The following is a 19665-nucleotide window of genomic DNA, read 5'->3' as shown; positions in this document are numbered from 1 at the left end:
GTCGTTGGTGATCTCCCGCACCCGCACACGCTCGGCCACCGCATCCCTCCTCGCTCGACAGTCTGCCGAACGAGCAGTTCGCGCCTCGGAGCGCGATTCCTCCTACGTCAAGGGGCGAAGGTTTCCGGAAGGGGCACTAGTTACCGCTAACTGTGCATCGACCGCGGATCGACCACCGACCCCTCACCACCGTTCGTTCGGGTTCACCAACTCCGGGTGCCGCTCGAAGTAATAGTCGCGAAGCAGGATTGCCCCTGCTCTGAGAATCTGCCCGAAGTCGGAGCCACTGTTGAACGCATACTGTTCGATGGGCTTGAAGGGCTCGTAGCCGGTCAAACCGTCCATCAGGGCACGGGCCTTCTCTTGTACGTCGTACTGCGATGTGGGGCTTTGCTTCTCCAACATGAGCACAAGCTCATCCCTCACCGAGGGGAAGATTTGGGCGAAGCCGCTCTCGGCCACAAGCTTCTGCCCGTAATCCGTGAGATTCAGTGGACTGCCCTGCTGGTAAATCTTCGAGTCGATGAACTTCTGCGTGTTGAGTTTGAACTCGGCAAGTTGATCGAGTTGGGACTTCATCCCCTCGCACTTCTCATTAAGCCTGTCGAAGTCTCTGCGGAGTGTGTCGACGCGTTCCCGGTACTTCCCGATGACGACGCTTGCGGTAACCCCCGCCGTCACCATGCCCAGGCCGAGGGTGGCCACGGCCACGGCTGCGTTCACGGTGCCAGTGTCTGCCACAGGGGCATCATTGCATCCCCTGACCGGGCCTTCCGACGGCCCACCTCCCGTGCAGTTGTTTATCCAACGCAACAGTCGCGGCGCCGGGGCGCGCTGCCCGTGCCACTACAGGTAGCCGGGGGGGCGGGTCGGCCCGGGTGGCGCGTCCTCGGGAACGGCGCCGGGCGGCAAACCACGCTGGTGGCGCATCTGCTCCAACTGGGCTTGGGCGGCCATCTGCTGGGCGAACAAGGTGGCTTGGATGCCGTGGAACAGGCCCTCCAGCCAGCCCACCAGCTGGGCCTGGGCCACCCGCAGCTCGGCCTCTGACGGCGCCGCGGCCCCGTCGAACGGCATGGCCAACCGGTCGAGCTCCTGCTGCAAGTCGGGCGACAGCCCTTCGGCCAGTTCCCGCACCGAGGTTTCGTAGATCTCCCGCAACCGGGCCCGGCTGGCCTCGTCGAGGGGCGCCTGGCGCACCTCTTCGAGCAACTGTTTGATCATCGAGCCGATGCGCATGACCTTGGCGGGCTGCTCGACCGTCTCCTTCTCGGGCTTGGCCGGCTCCTCGCCCTGCGGTCCTGTCACGACGATCAACTCGGGCGGCTCGGTCTGCGACATGGGTTCATCCTGCCAGCAATGGAACCCACATCTCGGCGGGGGTCAACGAACCGTGCCTGCTGCGCAGCCGCAGCTCGCCGGGGTCGGCCGGGTCGAGGAACCCGGTGGCCTCGAACGGGGCCAGCACCACGTCGCCCAACCGCTCCACGGGGAGCCGGGCGCCCAGCCACCCTTCGGCCGCCACCTCGTCGCGGGTGCGCACCCAGGCGACGTCGCCGTGCGCGGCCTTGGCCCGCTCGGCCAAGCGGCCGGCGGTGCCCGGCTTGGCGTGGAGCCAGCGGAAGCGGCTCTCCCCCGAGACGAAGGCGACGTCGGCTTCGACCTCAGGCGCCACGGGGACCACGTTGTCGCCCACGTCGACCTGGCCGTGGTCGGAGGTGACGAGCAGGGCCGCACCCGGCGGCAGGACCCCTCGCAGGTCGGCCACCAGCCGGTCGGCGAAGGCGAGCTCCGCCTCGTAGTGCTCGGCCAGGCCGTACTGGTGGGCGATCTTGTCGATGCCGTCGTAGTAGGCGTAGACGAAAGGCTCGCCCGCTCGCAGCAACCGCTTGACCTCGACCACCAGCGCCGACGGTGTGCGCCAGCCATGGAGGCGGGTGCCGCCCAGGTGGGCATCGGTGAAGCCGGTGTGGGCGAACTCGCCCCGGCTGACCACCGGCGGCGCGGTGCCGTTGAAGACCGGCAGCGATTGCATGGCGGAGGGCTCAGGCGGGTCGCCTTCGTCGGTGCGCCACCGCAGGACGTTGAGCACCTGCCCGTCGCCCAGATGCACCCGGTAGCCGACGATGCCGTGATCGGCCGGCGGGCGCCCGGTGGTGATGGAGGTGAGGGCGGCCGAGGTGGTGGTCGGCGCCACCGAGGTGATCGGCCCGCCGGCCATTGTGCTCATTGTGGGCGCCCACTGGCTGCGAGCCTGGAGCTGGTCCCATCCGAGGCCGTCGAGCACGAGGAGAACGACCTGGGCGGCGTCGAGCACGGGTTCGGGCATCCACGGGCGGCGGCGGTCGCCGAGCAGGGCGGGCACCACCGACGCGATGCACGCGCCGCCGTATTCGGGGACCACGGGCTCCATGGGCGGCGACGTTAGGGCTGTCACCCGGGCGACGCGCGAACCACCGCGGTACAGTTGCCGTGCCGGTGGCCAACGGGGGGTCGCCGCCGAGGCTGGGGGGTCGTTTCGTGCGCCGTTCGCTGTTTGCGCTCGCTGTCGTGGTGTCGTCGTTGTTGCCCGTGGTCGGAGCAGGCCCGGCTGCCGCGCACACAGACGTCTGCGCCGGACAAGGGTCCATTAGCACCTACCCTGGGCTGGGAATCCCAGGCGCCTTCCCCCCGCAGACGGTCAGCTTCTCCATGGTCTTCTCGACGTTCGGCGTCTGCGCGCAACAGGTGACGGAGTCGATGTCCGGGGTCCTCACAGGCAACTGCTGGAACGCCACGGGGATGGGCGTCACGTACCGGGGCCACACCTTCCGCCTGCTCTGGGAGGGCAACACGTGGGTGATGGCCGTGGGAACGAACGGTGCCACCGTGCCCACCCCGACGCTGCACACGCCCCTCACAGACAACAGCGCCCTCGTGGGGACGGGCGACATCATGAACGACGTGACGCACAGCGGCTCCTGCTTCAGCAACACGGCCACGCGGTTCCTCCTCACCGGTTCTTGGGCGGCGCCCCTACACCCGTCGCCCGCGCCCGCGCCGCCCCCGCCCAACTACCCGCCCGGCGTGCCCACGCTGGTGTCGCCCCCTGCGGGCCACGCCTTTGCGCCCACCGACACGCAGCAGTTCGTGATCCAGGCCACCGACCCCGAGAGCGACCGCTACACGGGCCGCATCCGCGTCACCGACACGGCGACCAACCTGGTGGTGGGCACGTACTTCACGCCGCAGGCGGCTTCAGGCGCCGAGGCCACCGCCCCTGCAGTGCCGCCACTGCCGCCCGGTTCCTACACGTGGGTGGCCGACGCCACCGACGACGTGAGCCCCACCGGCTACGGCCCCGCCTCCGCACCCCGGACTCTCACGGTCACGAGCCCGGTGCCCCCGCTCCCCCCGCCGCCGGTGCCCTATCCGTCGGAGACCTGCGCGGGCGGGACCGTGCACGAGGACGGCTTCGTCGGTAGCGCGTACACACGGCTGCACTCCGTCCAGCCGAGCCCGGGCACCACGGCCGTGTGCTTCCGGAGCGAAGTGGGCGGACTGGGGATCGGCGGCAAAGTGACGTTCGCATCGGGGAACACAGCGGCCCCGGCCGTCCCGTCCACCGACACCAGCGCCTCGCTGTGCGCGACCACGTCAGGCAATGCAATCCCCCCGCCGCACCCGGTGTTCTCGGGATCGCTGGGCGACCCGGCCGACCCCACCACTTACGTGCCGTTTTCCGCCGACCTGTTCGCCTCGGCTTCTGAAGGGTGGCTGTGCCTCACGGCGGGCAGCGTGAGCCGTCGCGTGGTGGTGCCGGTCCCGCACACGGGCACGCCCCCGTCGGTCACCTTCGCTACCGACGGGACGACAAGCAGGCTGCCGTCCTCGACGGTGAACACGAGCCCCACATCGGGTGCGTGTCAAGGCGCGACGACGGGCTCCAAGGCCGAGTACGCCAACCTCACGGGTGCGTTCGGCCGCACATGGCTGCACACGTGGCAGGAGTCGGCAACGCGGGCCCACGTCTGCATCCGCACTCAGGGGTCGGCCACCACAGGAGGGCGCTTGACGATCGACACGACCGGGTCCGGTGGCGTGAGTCCGGTCTTCAGCACAAGCGCCACCGATACCTCCGCCTGCACCCTGCGTGTCGCCGGGGTCGACACGCCGACGACAGCGGAGGTACGGCGCAGCGCGTCGCTCACCGACACGTCAGGCGTGTCGTTCTGTGTCGTAGCGGGATCCACACGGGTGCGGGTGACGCTGGGCGCTGCCGGGTCGCCGACGCCGCCACAAGCGACCTGGACCGCCGATACCTGACCTGGGGCGCCCTACCATGGGGGCGTGAAGGTCTCGACGCGCGGCGACTACGCCAGCCGCGCCCTGCTCTCCCTCGCCCTCCACCGCGGCGACGGCACGCCCACGTCGGTGCGCGACATCGCCGAGCGCACCGGGCTGCCCCAGCCCTACCTGGAGCAGATCCTGCTGGCGCTCAAGGGCGCCGGGTTGGTGCGGTCGAAGCGGGGGGTGGGCGGCGGTTACGTGCTGGCCCGCGACCCGGCCGAGATCACCCTGGGCCAGATCGTCAGCGCCGTCGACGGCCCCATCGTGGCGGGCGACTTCGGCGAGCCCCACCAGAACGGGGCGTGCGACCACGAAGGCCAATGCGTGCTGCTGGCGGTGTGGGCCGAGGTGGGCCAGCACATGCGCGAACGGCTCGACTCCTTCACCTTGGCCGACATGGTCGACCGGGCTCGCGGCAACCCCACCGCCCTGCTCGCCCCCCTCTCCTGAGTTCGCCCAGGCTCAGGCCGGGCGTTGCGGCGGGTCGCCCGCCCGTGCTGTCTCCTCGGGACGCAGGCCGCCCAAGCCGCTGAGTTCGTCGCCGTCGACGCCGCGGGCCATGGGGTCGACCAGGCGCACCCCCGTGCGCCCCGACAACGCCACCAGGTCGCCTACGTCGCCCTCCACCACCACGCCGAAGACCACGGCGCCGTCGGGGTCGAGCCGCCCCAGCAGCCCGGCCAGCCGGGCCTGGTCGGCCTGGAACTGGGCCACGAAGGCGGGGTCGTCGGTCTCCTTGGCCAGCCGCTCGAGGTCGGCCCGTTCCTGCTCGGCTGCCGCCCGCTCCTCCTCGGCCCACCGTTCGAGCCCGCCCGTCACCACCGAGGGCGACCCCCCGGGGGCCGCCACCAACAGCCCCCGCACCCGCACGCCGTCGACCAGCCGCCGCGCTTCGGGCTCGTCCACGTACTGCGAGAACGACACAACGGCGACAACCTTGCCGTCCATGCGGGCCAGCGCGGCACGCCGCCGCACCACGTAGCCGGGCACGTCGGTGCCGGCCAAGGGCGGCCCGCCCGCCAGCGCCGGTTCGGCGCCTGCGTCGGCCACCACGTCGTCGGCGTCCTGGTCGGCATCGCGCAGCACCACGGCGAGGCCGGCGGCCAGCACAAAGGCGATGAGGGCGGCGACGGCGCGCACCACCATGCGGCGGGCGCCTGCCTCGTCGATCGGCGGCTCAGCGGAGCCGTCCACGCACCTTCTCCAGGTCGGGGGGCAGCGGCGACTCGAATGTCAGCCGTTCGCCGGTGGCCGGGTGGTCGAACGAAAGCTGCACGGCGTGGAGGAACGGGCGCGGCGCCTTCAGCCCCCGGCTGGAGCCGTACCGGGGGTCGCCCACCACGGGGTGCCCGATGGCCGCCATGTGCACTCGGATCTGATGCGTCCTGCCCGTTTCCAGCTTGCACCTCACCAACGTGCAGGGGACGGGCTCGTCGAAGCGGCGCTGCACTTCGTAGCGGGTACGGGCCTCTCGCCCGTCGCGCCGCAGGGCCATCTTGGTGGGGTCGGAGCCGGACCGGCCGATGGGGGCGTCGACCACCCCGGCGGGCGACTCCACGTGGCCGACGACCAGCGCCAGGTACAGCCGCTCCACCTCGCGGCTGACCAGTTGTGCCACCAAGGCGGTGTGGGCAGCCGGGGTGCGGGCGACCATCAGCAGCCCCGAGGTGCCCTGGTCGAGCCGGTGCACGATGCCGGGCCGCGACGGGTCGTCGCCGCCCGCCAGGTCGGGGAAGCGGGCCAGCAACCCCTGCACCAACGTGCCGGTGGCGTTGCCCGCGCCGGGGTGCACCACCAGCCCGGGCGGCTTGTCGACCACGATCACGTGCTCGTCGGCGAACACGACCGGCACGTCGACGTCGGGCTCGGGCACCAGTTCGACGGCGCCGGGCGCAGGCAGGTCGATCGACAGCTCCTCGCCTTCGGCCACCCGGCGGCTCTTGGTGGTGACGGCTCGGCCGTCGAGCGTGACCCGGCCGTCGGCTACCAGCGTGGTGACCTCCGAGCGGGGCAGGTCGGTGAGCATGGCCACCACCCGGTCCACCCGTTCGCCCGCCAACGCAGCGGGCACCACGGTTGTCATGCCGGTTCGTCCTTGGCCTTGAGGATCAACAGCACGGCCCCCACGCTGATGGCGGCGTCGGCCACGTTGAAGATGGGCCACCACTGGAAGTCGATGAAGTCGACCACCCCGCCGTGGCCCCGGAACACCCGGTCGACCAGGTTGCCCACCGCCCCGCCGACCACCAGGCCCGCGGCCGCGCCGGTCCACGTGGTCAGTTCGGCCTTGCGGGTCGCCACCAGGATGACGGCGAGGACGAGCACGCCCAGCACCACGATGATCGGCCCCGACCCCCGGCCGAGGCCGAAGGCCACGCCCGAGTTGATCGACAGGTTGAGCCGGAGCGTCCAGAACAGGTGGACCGGCCCGTCGACCAGGGCGCGCAGCGCCCACTCCTTGGTCAGCTGGTCGAGGACGACGACCGCAGCCGCCGTGCCGGCCACCAGCGGCAGCCGGCGGGGCGCGGTCAACGCCGCGACAAGCCCCCGCTCTTGCAGGCGATGCAGAGCCGGGCGAAGGGCAGGGCCTTGAGCCGGGCCTTGGGGATGGGCTGGCCGCAGTTCTCGCAGGCCCCGTAGGTGCCCGCGTTGATCTTGCCCAGCGCGTGGTCGATCTCGTCGACGGCAGCCCGGGCCTGGGCGGAAAGGGCCAGGTCGCGCTCGCGGTCGATGTTCATGGTGCCGCCCTCGCCCGACTCCTCGTCGAACTGGATGTCGCCAGGTTCCATCTCCTGGGCCATCTGGTCGGCTTCGGCCTTCAGCGCCGCGGCTTGTTCGGTGTACGTCTGGCGCTCCTGCTCGAGGAGGGCCACTTGCTCTGAGAGGAACTTGTCCAGCACCGGTGCCTTTGCTGCCCGCTTGGCGGTCGTAGGTGTCTTTGCCGGCGCAGCCACCTTCTTGGCGGCAGGCGCGGCCTGCTTCGTCGTGGTCTTCTTCGCGGGTGCTGCTGCTTTCGTCGCCTTCTTGGCGACAGCCGCCTTCTTGGTCGGCTTGGAAGCTCTGCTCGGCATCAGGGGCTCCCCGGGTCGGAAGAGTGGCGGACCGTACCATGCGACCGCCGCCCGCTCAACGAATGCGAGGCCCTTGCAATTCCCGACCGGTCGGTCGCTTGCCAGGACGCTCCGCATCGGAGGCGATGGCGTCGTCGAGGAGGCGGGCCACGTCGTCGGCTTCCAGGCCTGTCACCCGCACCCGCTTCGACCGGCTGGCCGGGCCACTGGCCAGCTCGACGGCGTCGGCGTCGACGCCCAAGGTGGAGGCCACCAGGGCGAGCACGGCGTCGTTGGCCCGCCCGCCTTCGGGCGGCGCCGCCACCCGGACCTTGAGGGCGTCGCCGTGCCTGCCCACCACGGCAGTGCGGCCTGCGCCGGGCTGCACGTGCAGCCGCAGCACCACGTCGCCCTCGGCGGTCACTTCGAACAGGTCGTCTGGCACGGCTCCTAACTCTAGGGGCAGCGAATAGCCTTGAGCGCCATGTCCGCCTCCGAGCCGCCGTACCCCGACGTCGAGCAGCAGCCGTCATTCCCGGCCGTCGAGGCGCGCATCCTGCAGTTCTGGGCCGACGACGACACCTTCCGGGCTTCGGTCGAGCAGCGCCCGGCGGGCGACGACGACTACGTGTTCTACGACGGCCCCCCGTTCGCCAACGGGCTCCCCCACTACGGCCACCTGCTCACCGGCTACGTGAAGGACGCCGTGCCCCGCTACAAGACGATGCGCGGGCACCGGGTGGAGCGGCGCTTCGGCTGGGACACCCACGGCCTGCCCGCCGAGATGGAGGCCGAGCGCGAACTCGGCATCTCCGGCCACGTCGCCATCACCGAGTACGGCATCGACAAGTTCAACGAGTTCTGCCGCACCTCGGTGTTGCGCTACACCCGGGAGTGGCGCGAGTACGTGACGCGGCAGGCCCGCTGGGTCGACTTCGACCACGACTACAAGACCCTCGACCTCACCTACATGGAGAGCGTCATGTGGGCCTTCAAGCAGCTCTGGGACAACGGGCTGATCTACGAGGGCTACAAGGTGCTCCCGTACTGCTGGGAGTGCGAGACGCCCCTGTCGAACTTCGAGACCCGGCTCGACGACGCCTACCGTGACCGCGACGACCCCACGCTGACCGTGTGGTTCGAGCTGGAGACGGGCGAACGCCTGCTGGCGTGGACCACCACCCCGTGGACCCTGCCGTCGAACGTGGCCCTCGCCGTGGGGCCCGACATCGAGTACTCGGTCTACGAAGTCGACGGGGTTCGCTACATCACCGGTGGCGCCGTTCCGGAGGACGCGCCCGTCGTGGCGACGGTGCGGGGCGCGGCGTTGGTGGGGCGGCGGTACACGCCGCTGTTCCCGTACTTCGCGGAGGTCGAGAACGCCTTCCAGGTGCTCGCAGGCGACTTCGTGTCGACCGAGGACGGCACCGGGGTCGTGCACCTGGCGTCGGGCTTCGGCGAGGACGACCAGCGGGTGTGCGAGGCCAACGGCATCGGTGTGGTGGTGCCGGTCGACGAGCACGCCCGGTTCACCGCCGAGGTGCCCGACTACCAGGGCGTGCAGGTGTTCGAGGCCAACCCCTTGGTGATCCGCGACCTCAAGGAACGGGGCCACGTCGTCAAGCACGAGGTCTACCGCCACTCCTATCCGCACTGCTGGCGCACCGACACCCCGCTGATCTACCGGGCCATCTCCTCGTGGTTCGTGAGCGTCACCGACGTCAAGGAACGGGCGCTCGAGCTCAACCAGCAGATCCAGTGGGTGCCCGAGCACATCCGCGACGGGGCCTTCGGCAAGTGGCTGGAGAACGCCCGCGACTGGTCGATCTCCCGTAACCGGTTCTGGGGCTCGCCCATCCCGGTGTGGAAGTCCGACGACCCTCGCTACCCCCGCCTCGACGTGTACGGCTCGCTCGACGAGCTGGAGCGCGACTTCGGCGTGCGGCCCGACGACCTGCACCGGCCGGGCATCGACTCGTTGACCCGCCCCAACCCCGACGACCCCACCGGGCAGTCGACCATGCGGCGGGTGGAGGAGGTGCTCGACTGCTGGTTCGAGTCGGGCTCCATGCCGTATGCCCAGGTGCACTACCCGTTCGAGAACGAGGAGTGGTTCAAGGGGCACTTCCCGGCCGACTTCATCGTGGAGTACGTGGGACAGACGCGGGCGTGGTTCTACAACCTGCACGTGCTGGGCACCGCCCTGTTCGACTCCAACCCGTTCGCCACGTGCGTGGTGCACGGGGTGATCCTGGGCGACGACGGGCGCAAGGCGTCGAAGCGGCTGCGCAACTACGTCGACCCCGAGGAGATGTTCGAGACCTACGGGGCCGACGCCGTGCGTTGGTTCCTGTTGTCGTCGCCGGTGCTGCGGGGCCAGGACCTGATCTTCACCCGCAAGGGCGTGGCCGATGCCGTGCGCCAGGTGCTCAACCCCATTTGGAACACGTGGTACTTCTTCAGCCTGTACGCCAACACCGACGGGTATCGGGCGTCGTTCCGGGCCGACGCCGAGGGCGTGCTCGACCGCTACGCGCTGGCCAAGACCCGGCAGTTGGTGGTCGAGGTGGGCGAGCGCATGGACGCCTACGACCTGTCGGGGGCGTGCGAGTCGATCTCGTCGTTCCTGGACGCGCTGACGAACTGGTACATCCGCCGCTCCCGCGACCGGTTCTGGGCGGGCGACGCCGACGCCTTCGACACGTTGCACTCGGTGCTGGTGGTGCTGTGCCAGGTAGCGGCGCCGCTGCTGCCTCTGGTGACCGAGGAGGTCTACCGGGGGCTGACGGGCGAGCGCAGCGTGCACCTGGCCGACTGGCCTGCGGCTGACGTGTTGCCCGCCGACGACGAGCTGGTGGCCGCCATGGACCTCGTGCGCGAGGTGTGCTCGGCGGCCTCGTCGGTGCGCAAGGGGGCGGGCCTACGAGTGCGGTTGCCGCTGCCTGCGCTGACGGTGGCGGCGCCCGATGCGGCCCGGTTGGAGGGCTTCACCCACCTCATCGCCGACGAGCTCAACGTCAAAGACGTGCGCCTGACGACGGACGTGTCGGCGGCGGGGCGCTACGTGCTGCAGGTGGTGCCCGCGGTCCTGGGGCCACGTCTGGGCGCCGACGTGCAGAAGGTGATCAAGGCGGTGCGGGCGGGCGAGTGGGAGCGGCGCTCCGACGGGTCGGTGGTGGTGGGCGACCGCACGCTGGCCGACGACGAGTACAGCCTGCGGTTGGTGCCCGCCGACGAGGCGGTGAGCCGGGCGCTACCGGGCGAGCGGGGCTTGGTGGTGCTCGATACCGCGGTGACGCCGGAGCTGGAGGCCGAAGGCCTGGCCCGTGACGTGGTGCGGCTGGTGCAACAGGCCCGCAAAGACGAGGGGCTGCACGTCTCCGACCGCATCCACCTGGTGGTCGACCCCGGCAGCCACGACGACGTGCGGGCCGCAGTGGAGGCCCACCGCGACTACATCGCCGAGCAGACGCTGGCGGGCGACCTGGTGGTGGCGGGACCGATCAGCGAAGGTCGTCGCTACGAGCTGTCGGACGACCGTGTCGTCCACGTAGGGCTGAGCAAGCGCTAGAAGAGCTTGACGGCGGCCAGCAGGAGCCCGCCCATGGCTGCGTTGGTGCTGATCATGGCGACGAGGTGGAGCCGCAGCTCGCGATGCATCTCGCCGCGCAGGTCGGCGATCTCCGTTCGGAGCTCGCCCTTCATCTGGGCCATCTCTTCGCGCAGCTCGCCCTTCATCTGGGCCATCTCTTCGCGGAGCGCGCCGACATGCTCGGCCGTCTCACCCCGCAGTTGGTGTGCGAGCGCGATCAAGTCGCTGCGCATGAGGACGTGCAGGTTGTCGAGGTCCTGTTTGGTGGCGACATCGCCCCACCCGGCAGGAGGCAGCGAGTTCATCAGCGTCGCCGCCAACTCCTCGCCCATCTGTGCCTCCAAGTAGTCGTACAGCCGCCGACGCGCCTGTTCGCTGACCGCCACGCCATCTCTCCTTTTTCAACCGAAGGTCAGAAAAGGAGGAACGGAGCGGGCGTTCCTCGACCCTGCTGCGATGATTATAGGTCGCAGCGAAGCATGCGGGGAAGTATCAGCGCTTCTTGACTGCCTTGGTGGCCTTGGCCGTCTTCTTGGCGGGGGCGGCGGCCTTCTTGGTGGCCGTCTTCTTGGCAGGCGCAGCAGCCTTCTTGGCCGGAGCAGCGGCTTTCTTGGCCGCGGTCTTCTTGGCCGGCGCGGCGGCAGCCTTCTTGGCCGCCGTCTTCTTGGCGGGCGCAGCCGCTGCCTTCTTGGCGGGCGCCTTGGCGGCAGCCGCCTTCTTGGCCGGTGCCTTCTTGGCTGCGGCCTTCTTGGCGGCCGTCTTCTTGGCCGGTGCCTTGGCGACCGCAGCGACGCCGGGCGCGCCCTCGCCGGTCTCGAAGATCTCGTCGATGCGAGCGATGACGTCCTTGCGGTTGAGGTGCGTCTCCTCGTATGCCGCCACGTCCTCCAGCTCGTCGTCGTCGAGCTCGGGCAGCAGCGGGAGGATCTCGGCCACGCTCAGCGAGTCGTAGCCCTCGATGGGCAGGCCCGCATCGTCGCCGCCACCGGCAGCCGCCGGCGCAGCGATCTCTTCGGCCACGGGGGCGTCGATGCCGCCGCCCGCGTCGGCCACGGCGGGCACAGCAGCCGCTGTGGCCGCCTCTTCCTCGGACTCCAGCTCGTCGATGAGCTCGTCGACCCGCTTGATGATCGTGGCCCGGTTCTTGCCGCTCTCCTCGCGCTCACGCACGGCGTCGAGCTCGTCGAGGTCGAGCTCGGGCAGCAGCGGAATGATCTCGCCCACCTTGAGCTTGTCGTAGTCCTCGATGGGGAACTCGACGTCGGGCACGGCGACAGGGGCGCTGGTCTGGGTGGCGGCAGCGACGGGTTCGTCGCTGGGCACCGCTTCCAGGGCCGCAGTCGGAGGACCGCTGTCGTCGCCTGCGGCGACACCGGCGGTGGCCGGCTGCTTGCGACTCATGCGCGAGAACACGACGAGCACGACGCCCGCCACGATGCTGCATGCAATCGAGAGATAGATCGGTGCCAGCGAGCTGCTGACGAAGCCGATGACGAGCGCGATCGCGCCAATGAGCACGAGTCCGATCGTTACGAGGAGCAACACGTAGCCACCATCCGGGTTGTCGGTACGGGCGCGGGGCAGCATAGGCGCAACCACGCGGCCGGGGTGATTTTCAGGCGATCCGTCAGTAGCCCGAAGGGACCGACGGCGAGCCGTTGGGCTCGGGCTCGTCGCTCACGGAGCGACGCAGTTCTTCGAAGAACGCCTCGTCGGCGACCCGTTGCTGCGACGGTTCAGGCCGGCGCAGCGCCTCGATGTCGACCGAAGGCCCGCCGGGCGCAGGCGACAACGCGGGGATGGCCTCGTCGAGCCGGCGCAGCGTGTCGGACAACATGGCCCGCAACCGCATGCGCTCGTTGTCGAGGTACTGCTCGAGCCCGGCGACCTCTCCCTGCAGGTGGTCGCGGGCGTTCTCCAGCCGGCCCACCTGGGCCCAGGCCTCGCGGGTGGCGTCGTCGATGGTGCGACGGGCGTGCTCGGCCGCTTCGGCCCGCACTGCCTGGGCCTGCGCCTCGGCGTCGGACACGATGCGCGCCGCCTGCTCACGCGCCTCCTGCACGGCGAGGTCGGCGGTGCGCTGGGCCAGCACCAACGTGCGGCGCATGGCGTCGTCGCCCTCGGTGGATTCCGAGGCCCGCTGTTCGGCGCGCACGGCGCGCTCGGTAGCTTGGCGCAGCCGCTCTTGGAGGATCTCGAGGCCCGCCGCCACCCGCTCGAGGAACTCGTCGACGTCGTCGGGGTTGTAGCCCCGCAACTTCTCGCGGAACTCGACCTCCCGCAGGGTCTTGGGCGAGACATCCATGCCGAAATGCTACGGGCGCGTCCTGCGCCCGCGGTGGATGGTCAGCGGCAGAGGGCGCTCTGCAGGATGCGCATGCCGAACAGCACGATGATCGGCGAGAGGTCGAAGCCCATGCCGCCCATGCCGATAGGAGGGATCATGCGGCGTACGGGGCCGAGCACGGGCTCGGTGACGGCGTAGAGGGCGCTGAAGATCGACGCCATGGGCGACCCCGGCGAGACAGGGAACCAGCTCATGATGATGCGCGCGAACAGCACGAGCAGGTAGAGGTCGAGTAGGCGACAGATGAGGAGCACGAAGGTCCGCTAGCTGCGGTAGAGGCCGCGCTCTTGGAGCCGCCGCTTCTCTTCGGCCGAGACCTCGACGTTCGACGGCGTCAGCAGGAACACGTCGCGGGCGACCTTGTCCATCGACCCGCCCAGCGCGTAGGTGGCGCCGCTGCAGAAGTCGACCATGCGGCGCGACAGGTCGCGGTCCGCGCCCTGCAGGTTCACGATCACCGGCTGGTTGGCCTTGAGCCGGTCGCCGATCTGCTGGGCATCGGGGAACTGGGACGGGGCCACGACGTGCACCTTGGCGCTCTGCACCGGCTGGATGGGCCGTACTACCGCAGGGCGCACGTTGCTCACGCCGTAGGACTCCTGCGGGGCCAGCGGCTGCTCACGCGGGAGGGTGCGGATCGAGCTCGACATCGGCTCGGGCTCGGCCGCGTACGCACGCGGCTGGGGCACCGGTTGGCGAGGGGCGCCGACGGGCTGCTGCTGCTCCTCGTACGGCTCGTAGTCCTCGTAGTCGTCGTCGACGAGGCCGAGATAGACCATCGCCCGGCGGGCCAGTCCTGCCATTCCTTGCCTCCTTGGGCGTCGAGCCTATCGTCGCAGGTCTAGGCGGTCAGGTCGTGGACCGAACAGCGCGGTGCCGATACGCACCATGGTGGAGCCTGCGGCCACGGCGACCTCCAGGTCGTCCGACATGCCGATCGAACGCTCCGGCAGGCCGAGGTCGTCGGCCAGCGACACCAGGCGCCGGAACAGCGGTGCCGGGTCGTGGCGAGGCCCCACGGCCATGAGCCCCCGCACGTCGAGGCCCACCGCCACCGCTTGGTCGACGAGCATCGGCGCGTCCTCCCACTCGCAGCCGTTGCGGCCGGGGTCCTCGGTCACATTGACCTGCACGAAGATCGATGCGCCCGGCCGGTGGGCGGCCAGCGCCCGCACCAGTTCGGGCCGGTCGACCGACTGCCACACGTCGACCACGGCCGCCAACGCCTTCACCTTGTTGCGCTGCACGTGGCCGAGCATGTGCCACCGCCCGCCCGGGTCTGCCTTGGCGTTGGCCGCCAGTTCCTGCGCGTAGTTCTCGCCCAGGTCGTCGAGGCCTGCGGCTCGCGCCGCGTCCGCCGCCTCGGCGCCGAAGCCCTTGGTGACAGCGACGATCTTGACCCGTTGCGGATCGCCGCCCGCCTGGGCGATGCGCTCGCGCACCCGGGCCAGGTTCTCGGCTACATCCATACGACCATCGCCTGTCGCTCCCCGTCGCCCCGGGCACGGTGCGAGTAGTGCTCGGCCGAGCACGCCGTGCAGACCCCTTCGTCGTGCACCAGCTCGACCCCCGCGGCGTCGAGCGCAGCACGCACTGCCGCGGGCACGTCGAGTGCAGGTCGCCCCTGGCGCGTCACGCCGTGCACCTCGGGAGGGAACCACTCGGCCACATCCTCGAACTCGTAGCACTCGGCGCGGATGCACGGCCCCAGCGCGGCGTCGATGCGGCCTGCCCCCAAACGGCGCATCTCCTCGACTGCTGCTTGCACGACGCCCGCAGCCAGCCCCCGCCATCCGGCGTGCACGGCGCCGATCACGCCGTCCGCGGCCAAGGCCACGGGCGCGCAGTCGGCGGTGAAGACGGCCAGCTTGGCGCCGGCCACCGCCGTCACCGCGGCGTCGGCTTCCTCTCCGTCGCAGGCGCCCGGTGCGTCGACGACCACCACCCGCGCACCGTGCACCTGGTGCAGGCGGGTGAGGGCAGGGTCGACGACGCTGCGCCTGTCGCCGTCGGCTCGACTGGTCCAGCGGACCTCGGCGGCCCCGAGCCGCACGGCCCTACTTCAGGAAGGAGGGGACGTCGAAGTCGTCGTCGCCACCGGCATCGAGGTCGTCGTCGTCACCGCCGGCGAAGACGTCCTTGCCCGCCAGGCCCAGGCCCGCCGACGTGCGCTCCTCGCGCCGGGGGCGGCCACCGGGCTCGTCGTCCCACCGCTCGAAGCCGGCGGCGATGACGGTGACCCGCACCTCGTCGCCCATGGCGTCGTCGATGACCGAGCCGAAGATGATGTTGGCGTCGGCATGGGCCACGCCGTGGATGATCTCGGCTGCCTCGTTGACCTCGAACAGGCCGAGGTCGCTGCCGCCTGCGATGTTGAGCAGGATGCCGCGGGCGCCTTCGATCGAGGCCTCCAGCAGCGGGCTGGTGATGGCGGCCCGGGCGGCGTTGACGGCCCGGCCTTCGCCCGACGCCGTGCCGATGCCCATGATCGCCGTGCCCGCATTGCTCATGATCATCTTCACGTCGGCGAAGTCGGTGTTGATGAGGCCGGGCGTGGTGATCAGGTCGGTGATGCCCTGCACGCCCTGCAGGAGGACCTCGTCGGCCATCTTGAAGGCGTTGACCATCGAGGTCTTGTCGTTCGACACGGTGAGCAACCGGTCGTTCGGGATGATGATGAGGGTGTCGACCTTCTCCTTGAGGCGCTGGATGCCCGCCTCGGCCTGCACGGCGCGGCGGCGGCCCTCGAAGGCGAACGGCCGGGTGACCACGCCGATGGTCAGCGCACCCAGGCTCTTGGCGATCTCGGCCACCACCGGCGCCCCGCCGGTGCCGGTGCCGCCGCCCTTGCCTGCGGTGATGAACACCATGTCGGCGCCCTTGAGCACCTCTTCGATCTCGTCGCGGTGTTCTTCGGCGGCTTGGCGCCCCACGTCGGGGTCGCTGCCTGCGCCGAGGCCGCGGGTGAGCTGGCGGCCGATGTCGAGCTTCACATCGGCGTCGCTCATCAGCAGAGCCTGGGCGTCGGTGTTGACGGCGATGAACTCGACCCCCTTGAGGCCCGCGTCGATCATCCGGTTCACCGCGTTGACACCGCCACCGCCGATGCCAACAACCTTGATCACGGCGATGTAGTTCTGGGCGCCGGCCATAGCGTCAGTCCTTCCCCGATGCCCCGAAAGGGTCGGAACGTGCGAAGGGCCGGGACTTTGCCCGGCCTCAACCTCAACTTCAGGGTGAGAGTTCTGTCAAGCTCTCGTATTGATTTAAACTTTAGCCCCATTGTCAACGTCTGGTCAAGACCGGTGCCGTCGGCACGCGGAGGTCGAGGACAGACAGTCGCCGCAGGTCCGCCTTGGTCAGCATGGTCGCCAAGGCTTCCATCTTGGCGGGCAGCTGGTCGGGCGGGCCGAGGCGCACCACGCCCGACGGCCACAGGTTGAGCTCGATGGTGTCGCCCTCGGCGGCCACCACCTCCCCCACCTTGTCGCGCACGGCGTCGGGCAGCGCGGCGGCCACCGCCAGCGGGGCGGCGGCCTCCTTCGCCAGCATTGTCCCCGGGGCGCCAGGCAGGCCGGCCTTGCTGATGGCCGGCAAACCCGGGGGCCGCTCGGGCACTACCTCCAGCACTCGGCCCTCTACGTCGGCCAGCGCCCACTGGCCGGCCTCGGTGCGCACGACGGCCCGCGCCACCCGTTCGGTGATTTCGAAGCGCACCGTGCCCGGCCACTGCTTCTCCGCCTTGGCCGTGGCGATCCACGGCAGGCGGCGGGCGGCGGCGGCCAACTGCTCGGTGTCGAGGTCGATGAGCAACGGGTGGCGGTCGAGGCCGGTAGCAGCCAACAACTCCTGGCGGGGCGTGTGCTCTATGCCGGTCGCGTCGACGTAGTCGACGTCGAGCAAGGGCGAGCGGGTGGCGCCCACCGCGCCTGCGGCCAAGGCGACCACGCCGAAGGCAGCAGCGAAGTTACGCAGGCGCTTGCGCCCCTCGGTGCGCAGCACCTCGATGCGGCGGCGCTTGATGCGGGGGTCGATGCCGACGCGCGGGCGCGCGGAGGTGGGCGACGCACTCACGGGCTCTCCTCGAACCCGACGAGGCGCAGTTCCGGCTCCAGCCGGACGCCCGTGTGCTCCTCCACTCGCCGCTGTACCTCCCGTACCAGCGCCAACACGTCGTCGGCAGAGCCGCCTTCGTCGGCCTGTATGAAGTTCGCATGCTTGGGCGACACATGGGCGGACCCTCGGCGAAACCCCTTCAAACCGGACACGTCGACCAAGCGCCCGGCCGAGTCGCCAGGCGGGTTGGTGAAGACCGAGCCTGCGTTCTGGCCGCCCGGCTGGTTCTCCCGCCGCCACCGCACGATCTCGGCGATCTGGGCCTCCGAGGCAGCGCGGTCACCGGGTTGTAGCGCCAGCGTGGCGGCGACCACGACCTGTGTCGCGGTGATCGACGAGCGCCGGTAGCCGTAGTCGAGGTCGTCGTGCGACACGATCCGGGCCTCGCCGGCGGCCAGGTCGAACACCTCGGCCGACCGCACGCACTCGCTCATGTCGGAGCCGTGGCCGCCTGCGTTCATGCGCACGGCACCACCGACCGACCCCGGCACGCCGACGGCCCACTCGAAGCCGGTGAGGGCCGCTGCCGCGGTGCGGCGGGCGAGCACGGGCAGGGCCACGGCGCCGCCCGCTCGCACGGTCGTGCCGTCGACGTCGACGTCGATCCCGGCGAACCCCTCCCCCAACACGACGGCCAGCCCGTCGAAGCCGCGGTCGGCCACCAGCAGGTTGGAGCCCTTGCCCACCACCAACACGGGCACGTCGAGCCCGGCGGCGGCGGCGAGGTCGTCGACGGACTCGGCCACCAGCAGCAGCGCGGCAGGGCCACCCACCCGGTAGGTGGTGAGGGGGCCGAGGGGCACGTCGCGACGCACCCGGTCGCCCAGCTTCCTGGCCACGGCGGCGAAGTCGGTCATGGGCGCAGCAGTTCGTCGGGCAGCGAGGTGAGGTCGCCCGCCCCGAGGGTCAGGCACACGTCGCCCGGTCGCAGGGTGCGGCGCAGGTAGGGCACCAGGTCGCTGCGGGTGGCGAGGTAGGCCATGCGGGTGTGGGGGTCGGCGTCGAGCACGGCGTTGGCGATCAACTTGCCCGACACCCCGGGCCGGGGAGCCTCGCCCGAGGCGTACACGTCGGTCACCACCACGAGGTCGGCGTCGACGAAAGCGCCGGCGAAGTCCTGCCACAGGGCTGCAGTGCGTGAGAACCGGTGGGGCTGGAACACCGCCACCACCCGGCGCCAGCCACCGTCGCGCGCCGCGGCCAAGGCGGCGCGGACCTCGGTGGGCAGGTGGGCGTAGTCGTCGACGAACGTCACGCCGTCGCGCTCGCCGCGGAACTGGAAGCGCCGAGCCACCCCGCCGTACCGGGCCAGCGCCCGGGCGGCGGCATCGAAGGTGACGCCGAGCTCCAACCCCATGGCCAGCGCCCCGCAGGCGTTGCGGGCGTTGTGCAGCCCCGGCACCGGCAGCGACACGTCGCCCAGCCGCTCGCCGCCGCGCTCGACGGCGAAGCGCACGCCGCTGCGAGCGGGCGCCACGTCGACCATCCGGTAGTCGGCGCCATCGGCCGTGCCGTAGGTAACCACGGAGTCGAACTGCGGCAGCAAGTCGTCGTCGGCGCACACCACCCGCGGCCCCGTGGCCTCGTCGACGAACCGTCGGAACGCGTCGACCAGCGCGTCGTAGCCGCCGTAGTAGTCGAGGTGGTCGGGCTCCACGTTGGTGACGAGCACCGCCTCGGCGCCGAGCTCCAAGAACGTGCCGTCGCTCTCGTCGGCCTCGACCACGAACCACTCGCCCTCGTCCCACACGGCGCCGGTGCCGATCTCGTTGACCTCGCCGCCGATGATGAACGAGGGGCGCACCCCGGCCTCGACCAGCACCAGGGCCAGCATCGACGAGGTGGTCGTCTTGCCGTGCGTGCCCGCTACCGCCACGGTGCGACGGACGGCGGCGACGGCGGCCAGCGCATCGGCGCGGCGCAGGACAGGAATGCCGCGGCGGTTGGCCTCCTCCACCTCGGGGTTGGTGGGGGGCACGGCGGTGGAGATCGTCAGGGCGTCGACCTCGCCCACGTGCTCGGCGGCATGGCCGATCGACACGGCCACGCCCAGCGAGCGCAAGCGTTCCAACCCGGCCGATTCCTTGAGGTCGCTGCCCGACACCGTGTGCCCCATGGCGGCGAGCACGGCGGCGATGGCACTCATTCCCGCACCGCCCACGCCGACGACGTGGACGCGCTGGGGCGTCGACAGGTCGATCACGCCGCCCCCTCCCCGTTCTGGTCCGTCG

At 70.7% G+C, this 19665-nt stretch carries 22 protein-coding genes; 3 read left to right on the top strand and 19 right to left on the bottom strand.

Annotated features, from left to right (window positions below; genetic code table 11):
• Positions 1-183: 183 nt before the first annotated feature.
• From VM938_01485 to VM938_01475, 3 genes are all read right to left on the bottom strand, one after another.
• Entirely contained in the window at positions 184-723 is a 540-nt protein-coding gene (locus VM938_01485; protein ID HVF73693.1) for a hypothetical protein, read from the bottom strand.
• 123 nt (positions 724-846) lie between these two features.
• Entirely contained in the window at positions 847-1341 is a 495-nt protein-coding gene (locus VM938_01480) for a bacterial proteasome activator family protein (GenBank protein HVF73692.1), read from the bottom strand.
• Between the two features lie 4 nt (positions 1342-1345).
• A complete protein-coding gene (locus VM938_01475) occupies positions 1346-2413 on the bottom strand; it encodes an alkaline phosphatase family protein (GenBank protein ID HVF73691.1) in 1068 nt (355 codons plus the stop codon).
• A 278-nt stretch (positions 2414-2691) separates the two neighbouring features.
• Here VM938_01475 and VM938_01470 point away from each other — a divergent pair, with 278 nt between their 5' ends.
• Together VM938_01470 and VM938_01465 are read left to right on the top strand one after the other, a co-directional pair.
• The gene (locus VM938_01470; GenBank protein ID HVF73690.1) at positions 2692-4305 is read left to right on the top strand and encodes a hypothetical protein; all 1614 of its coding nucleotides are present in this window, start codon (positions 2692-2694) and stop codon (positions 4303-4305) included.
• Between the two features lie 24 nt (positions 4306-4329).
• A complete protein-coding gene (locus VM938_01465) occupies positions 4330-4779 on the top strand; it encodes an Rrf2 family transcriptional regulator (protein HVF73689.1) in 450 nt (149 codons plus the stop codon).
• A gap of 12 nt (positions 4780-4791) precedes the next feature.
• Here VM938_01465 and VM938_01460 read toward each other — a convergent pair whose 3' ends face one another.
• From VM938_01460 to VM938_01440, 5 genes are read right to left on the bottom strand one after another with little or no spacing between them, the layout of a single operon-like run.
• Positions 4792-5523, bottom strand: coding sequence for a hypothetical protein (locus VM938_01460; protein HVF73688.1), 732 nt, complete (start codon positions 5521-5523; stop codon positions 4792-4794).
• Positions 5507-6412 carry an RluA family pseudouridine synthase gene (locus VM938_01455; GenBank protein HVF73687.1) on the bottom strand — a complete coding sequence of 302 codons (906 nt, stop codon included), beginning with the start codon at positions 6410-6412 and terminating at the stop codon, positions 5507-5509. Before VM938_01455 ends, VM938_01460 begins: the two co-directional genes overlap by 17 nt.
• Entirely contained in the window at positions 6409-6861 is a 453-nt protein-coding gene (gene lspA / locus VM938_01450) for a signal peptidase II (GenBank protein HVF73686.1), read from the bottom strand. The genes VM938_01455 and lspA overlap by 4 nt, the downstream gene beginning before the upstream one ends.
• Complete coding sequence (locus tag VM938_01445; GenBank protein HVF73685.1) at positions 6858-7400, bottom strand: TraR/DksA C4-type zinc finger protein; 543 nt, start codon at positions 7398-7400, stop codon at positions 6858-6860. Before VM938_01445 ends, lspA begins: the two co-directional genes overlap by 4 nt.
• A 55-nt stretch (positions 7401-7455) precedes the next feature.
• On the bottom strand, positions 7456-7824 hold the full coding sequence (locus tag VM938_01440) for a DUF167 domain-containing protein (GenBank protein HVF73684.1): 369 nt from the start codon (positions 7822-7824) through the stop codon (positions 7456-7458).
• A 39-nt stretch (positions 7825-7863) separates the two neighbouring features.
• On the opposite strand from VM938_01440, the gene ileS reads away from it, so the two are divergent.
• Complete coding sequence (gene ileS / locus VM938_01435; protein HVF73683.1) at positions 7864-10950, top strand: isoleucine--tRNA ligase; 3087 nt, start codon at positions 7864-7866, stop codon at positions 10948-10950.
• On the opposite strand, the gene VM938_01430 is transcribed toward ileS, so the two are convergent.
• The 11 genes from VM938_01430 to murC form a co-directional block, all read right to left on the bottom strand.
• Positions 10947-11357: a hypothetical protein gene (locus VM938_01430; protein ID HVF73682.1), complete on the bottom strand. Its 411-nt coding sequence runs from the start codon at positions 11355-11357 to the stop codon at positions 10947-10949. The two genes, ileS and VM938_01430, sit on opposite strands and share 4 nt — an antisense overlap.
• A gap of 106 nt (positions 11358-11463) precedes the next feature.
• A complete protein-coding gene (locus VM938_01425; protein ID HVF73681.1) occupies positions 11464-12489 on the bottom strand; it encodes a hypothetical protein in 1026 nt (341 codons plus the stop codon).
• A gap of 109 nt (positions 12490-12598) precedes the next feature.
• Positions 12599-13276: a DivIVA domain-containing protein gene (locus VM938_01420; protein HVF73680.1), complete on the bottom strand. Its 678-nt coding sequence runs from the start codon at positions 13274-13276 to the stop codon at positions 12599-12601.
• A 41-nt stretch (positions 13277-13317) separates the two neighbouring features.
• A complete protein-coding gene (locus VM938_01415) occupies positions 13318-13572 on the bottom strand; it encodes a YggT family protein (GenBank protein ID HVF73679.1) in 255 nt (84 codons plus the stop codon).
• Positions 13573-13581: 9 nt separating this feature from the next.
• Positions 13582-14121: a cell division protein SepF gene (locus VM938_01410; GenBank protein ID HVF73678.1), complete on the bottom strand. Its 540-nt coding sequence runs from the start codon at positions 14119-14121 to the stop codon at positions 13582-13584.
• A gap of 24 nt (positions 14122-14145) precedes the next feature.
• Entirely contained in the window at positions 14146-14787 is a 642-nt protein-coding gene (locus VM938_01405) for a YggS family pyridoxal phosphate enzyme (protein HVF73677.1), read from the bottom strand.
• Positions 14778-15371, bottom strand: a complete 594-nt coding sequence (locus tag VM938_01400) for a polyphenol oxidase family protein (protein ID HVF73676.1) — start codon at positions 15369-15371, stop codon at positions 14778-14780. Before VM938_01400 ends, VM938_01405 begins: the two co-directional genes overlap by 10 nt.
• A gap of 4 nt (positions 15372-15375) precedes the next feature.
• On the bottom strand, positions 15376-16470 hold the full coding sequence (gene ftsZ / locus VM938_01395) for a cell division protein FtsZ (GenBank protein HVF73675.1): 1095 nt from the start codon (positions 16468-16470) through the stop codon (positions 15376-15378).
• Between the two features lie 133 nt (positions 16471-16603).
• A complete protein-coding gene (locus VM938_01390; GenBank protein HVF73674.1) occupies positions 16604-17392 on the bottom strand; it encodes an FtsQ-type POTRA domain-containing protein in 789 nt (262 codons plus the stop codon).
• Entirely contained in the window at positions 17389-18291 is a 903-nt protein-coding gene (gene murB / locus VM938_01385) for a UDP-N-acetylmuramate dehydrogenase (protein ID HVF73673.1), read from the bottom strand. Before murB ends, VM938_01390 begins: the two co-directional genes overlap by 4 nt.
• Positions 18288-19665 (bottom strand): UDP-N-acetylmuramate--L-alanine ligase (murC, locus tag VM938_01380; GenBank protein HVF73672.1); only part of this gene is annotated, 1378 nt, incomplete at its 5' end. The genes murC and murB, both read right to left, overlap by 4 nt.

The sequence above is a fragment of the Acidimicrobiales bacterium genome (assembly GCA_035536915.1).
In the GTDB taxonomy this organism is placed as follows: domain Bacteria; phylum Actinomycetota; class Acidimicrobiia; order Acidimicrobiales; family JAHWLA01; genus JAHWLA01.
Note: the sequence above shows the minus strand (reverse complement) of the source record. Positions and strands in the feature narration are given on the sequence as shown.

Excerpts from the sequence above, each read along its gene's own strand:
- VM938_01480 (HVF73692.1), bottom strand. The coding sequence starts at position 1,341 with ATGTCGCAGACCGAGCCGCCCGAGTTGATCGTCGTGACAGGACCGCAG.
- VM938_01475 (HVF73691.1), bottom strand. The coding sequence starts at position 2,413 with ATGGAGCCCGTGGTCCCCGAATACGGCGGCGCGTGCATCGCGTCGGTG.
- VM938_01470 (HVF73690.1), top strand. The coding sequence starts at position 2,692 with ATGGTCTTCTCGACGTTCGGCGTCTGCGCGCAACAGGTGACGGAGTCG.
- VM938_01455 (HVF73687.1), bottom strand. The coding sequence starts at position 6,412 with ATGACAACCGTGGTGCCCGCTGCGTTGGCGGGCGAACGGGTGGACCGG.
- VM938_01445 (HVF73685.1), bottom strand. The coding sequence starts at position 7,400 with ATGCCGAGCAGAGCTTCCAAGCCGACCAAGAAGGCGGCTGTCGCCAAG.
- ileS (HVF73683.1), top strand. The coding sequence starts at position 7,864 with ATGTCCGCCTCCGAGCCGCCGTACCCCGACGTCGAGCAGCAGCCGTCA.
- VM938_01420 (HVF73680.1), bottom strand. The coding sequence starts at position 13,276 with ATGGATGTCTCGCCCAAGACCCTGCGGGAGGTCGAGTTCCGCGAGAAG.
- VM938_01410 (HVF73678.1), bottom strand. The coding sequence starts at position 14,121 with ATGGCAGGACTGGCCCGCCGGGCGATGGTCTATCTCGGCCTCGTCGAC.
- VM938_01405 (HVF73677.1), bottom strand. The coding sequence starts at position 14,787 with ATGGATGTAGCCGAGAACCTGGCCCGGGTGCGCGAGCGCATCGCCCAG.
- ftsZ (HVF73675.1), bottom strand. The coding sequence starts at position 16,470 with ATGGCCGGCGCCCAGAACTACATCGCCGTGATCAAGGTTGTTGGCATC.
- murB (HVF73673.1), bottom strand. The coding sequence starts at position 18,291 with ATGACCGACTTCGCCGCCGTGGCCAGGAAGCTGGGCGACCGGGTGCGT.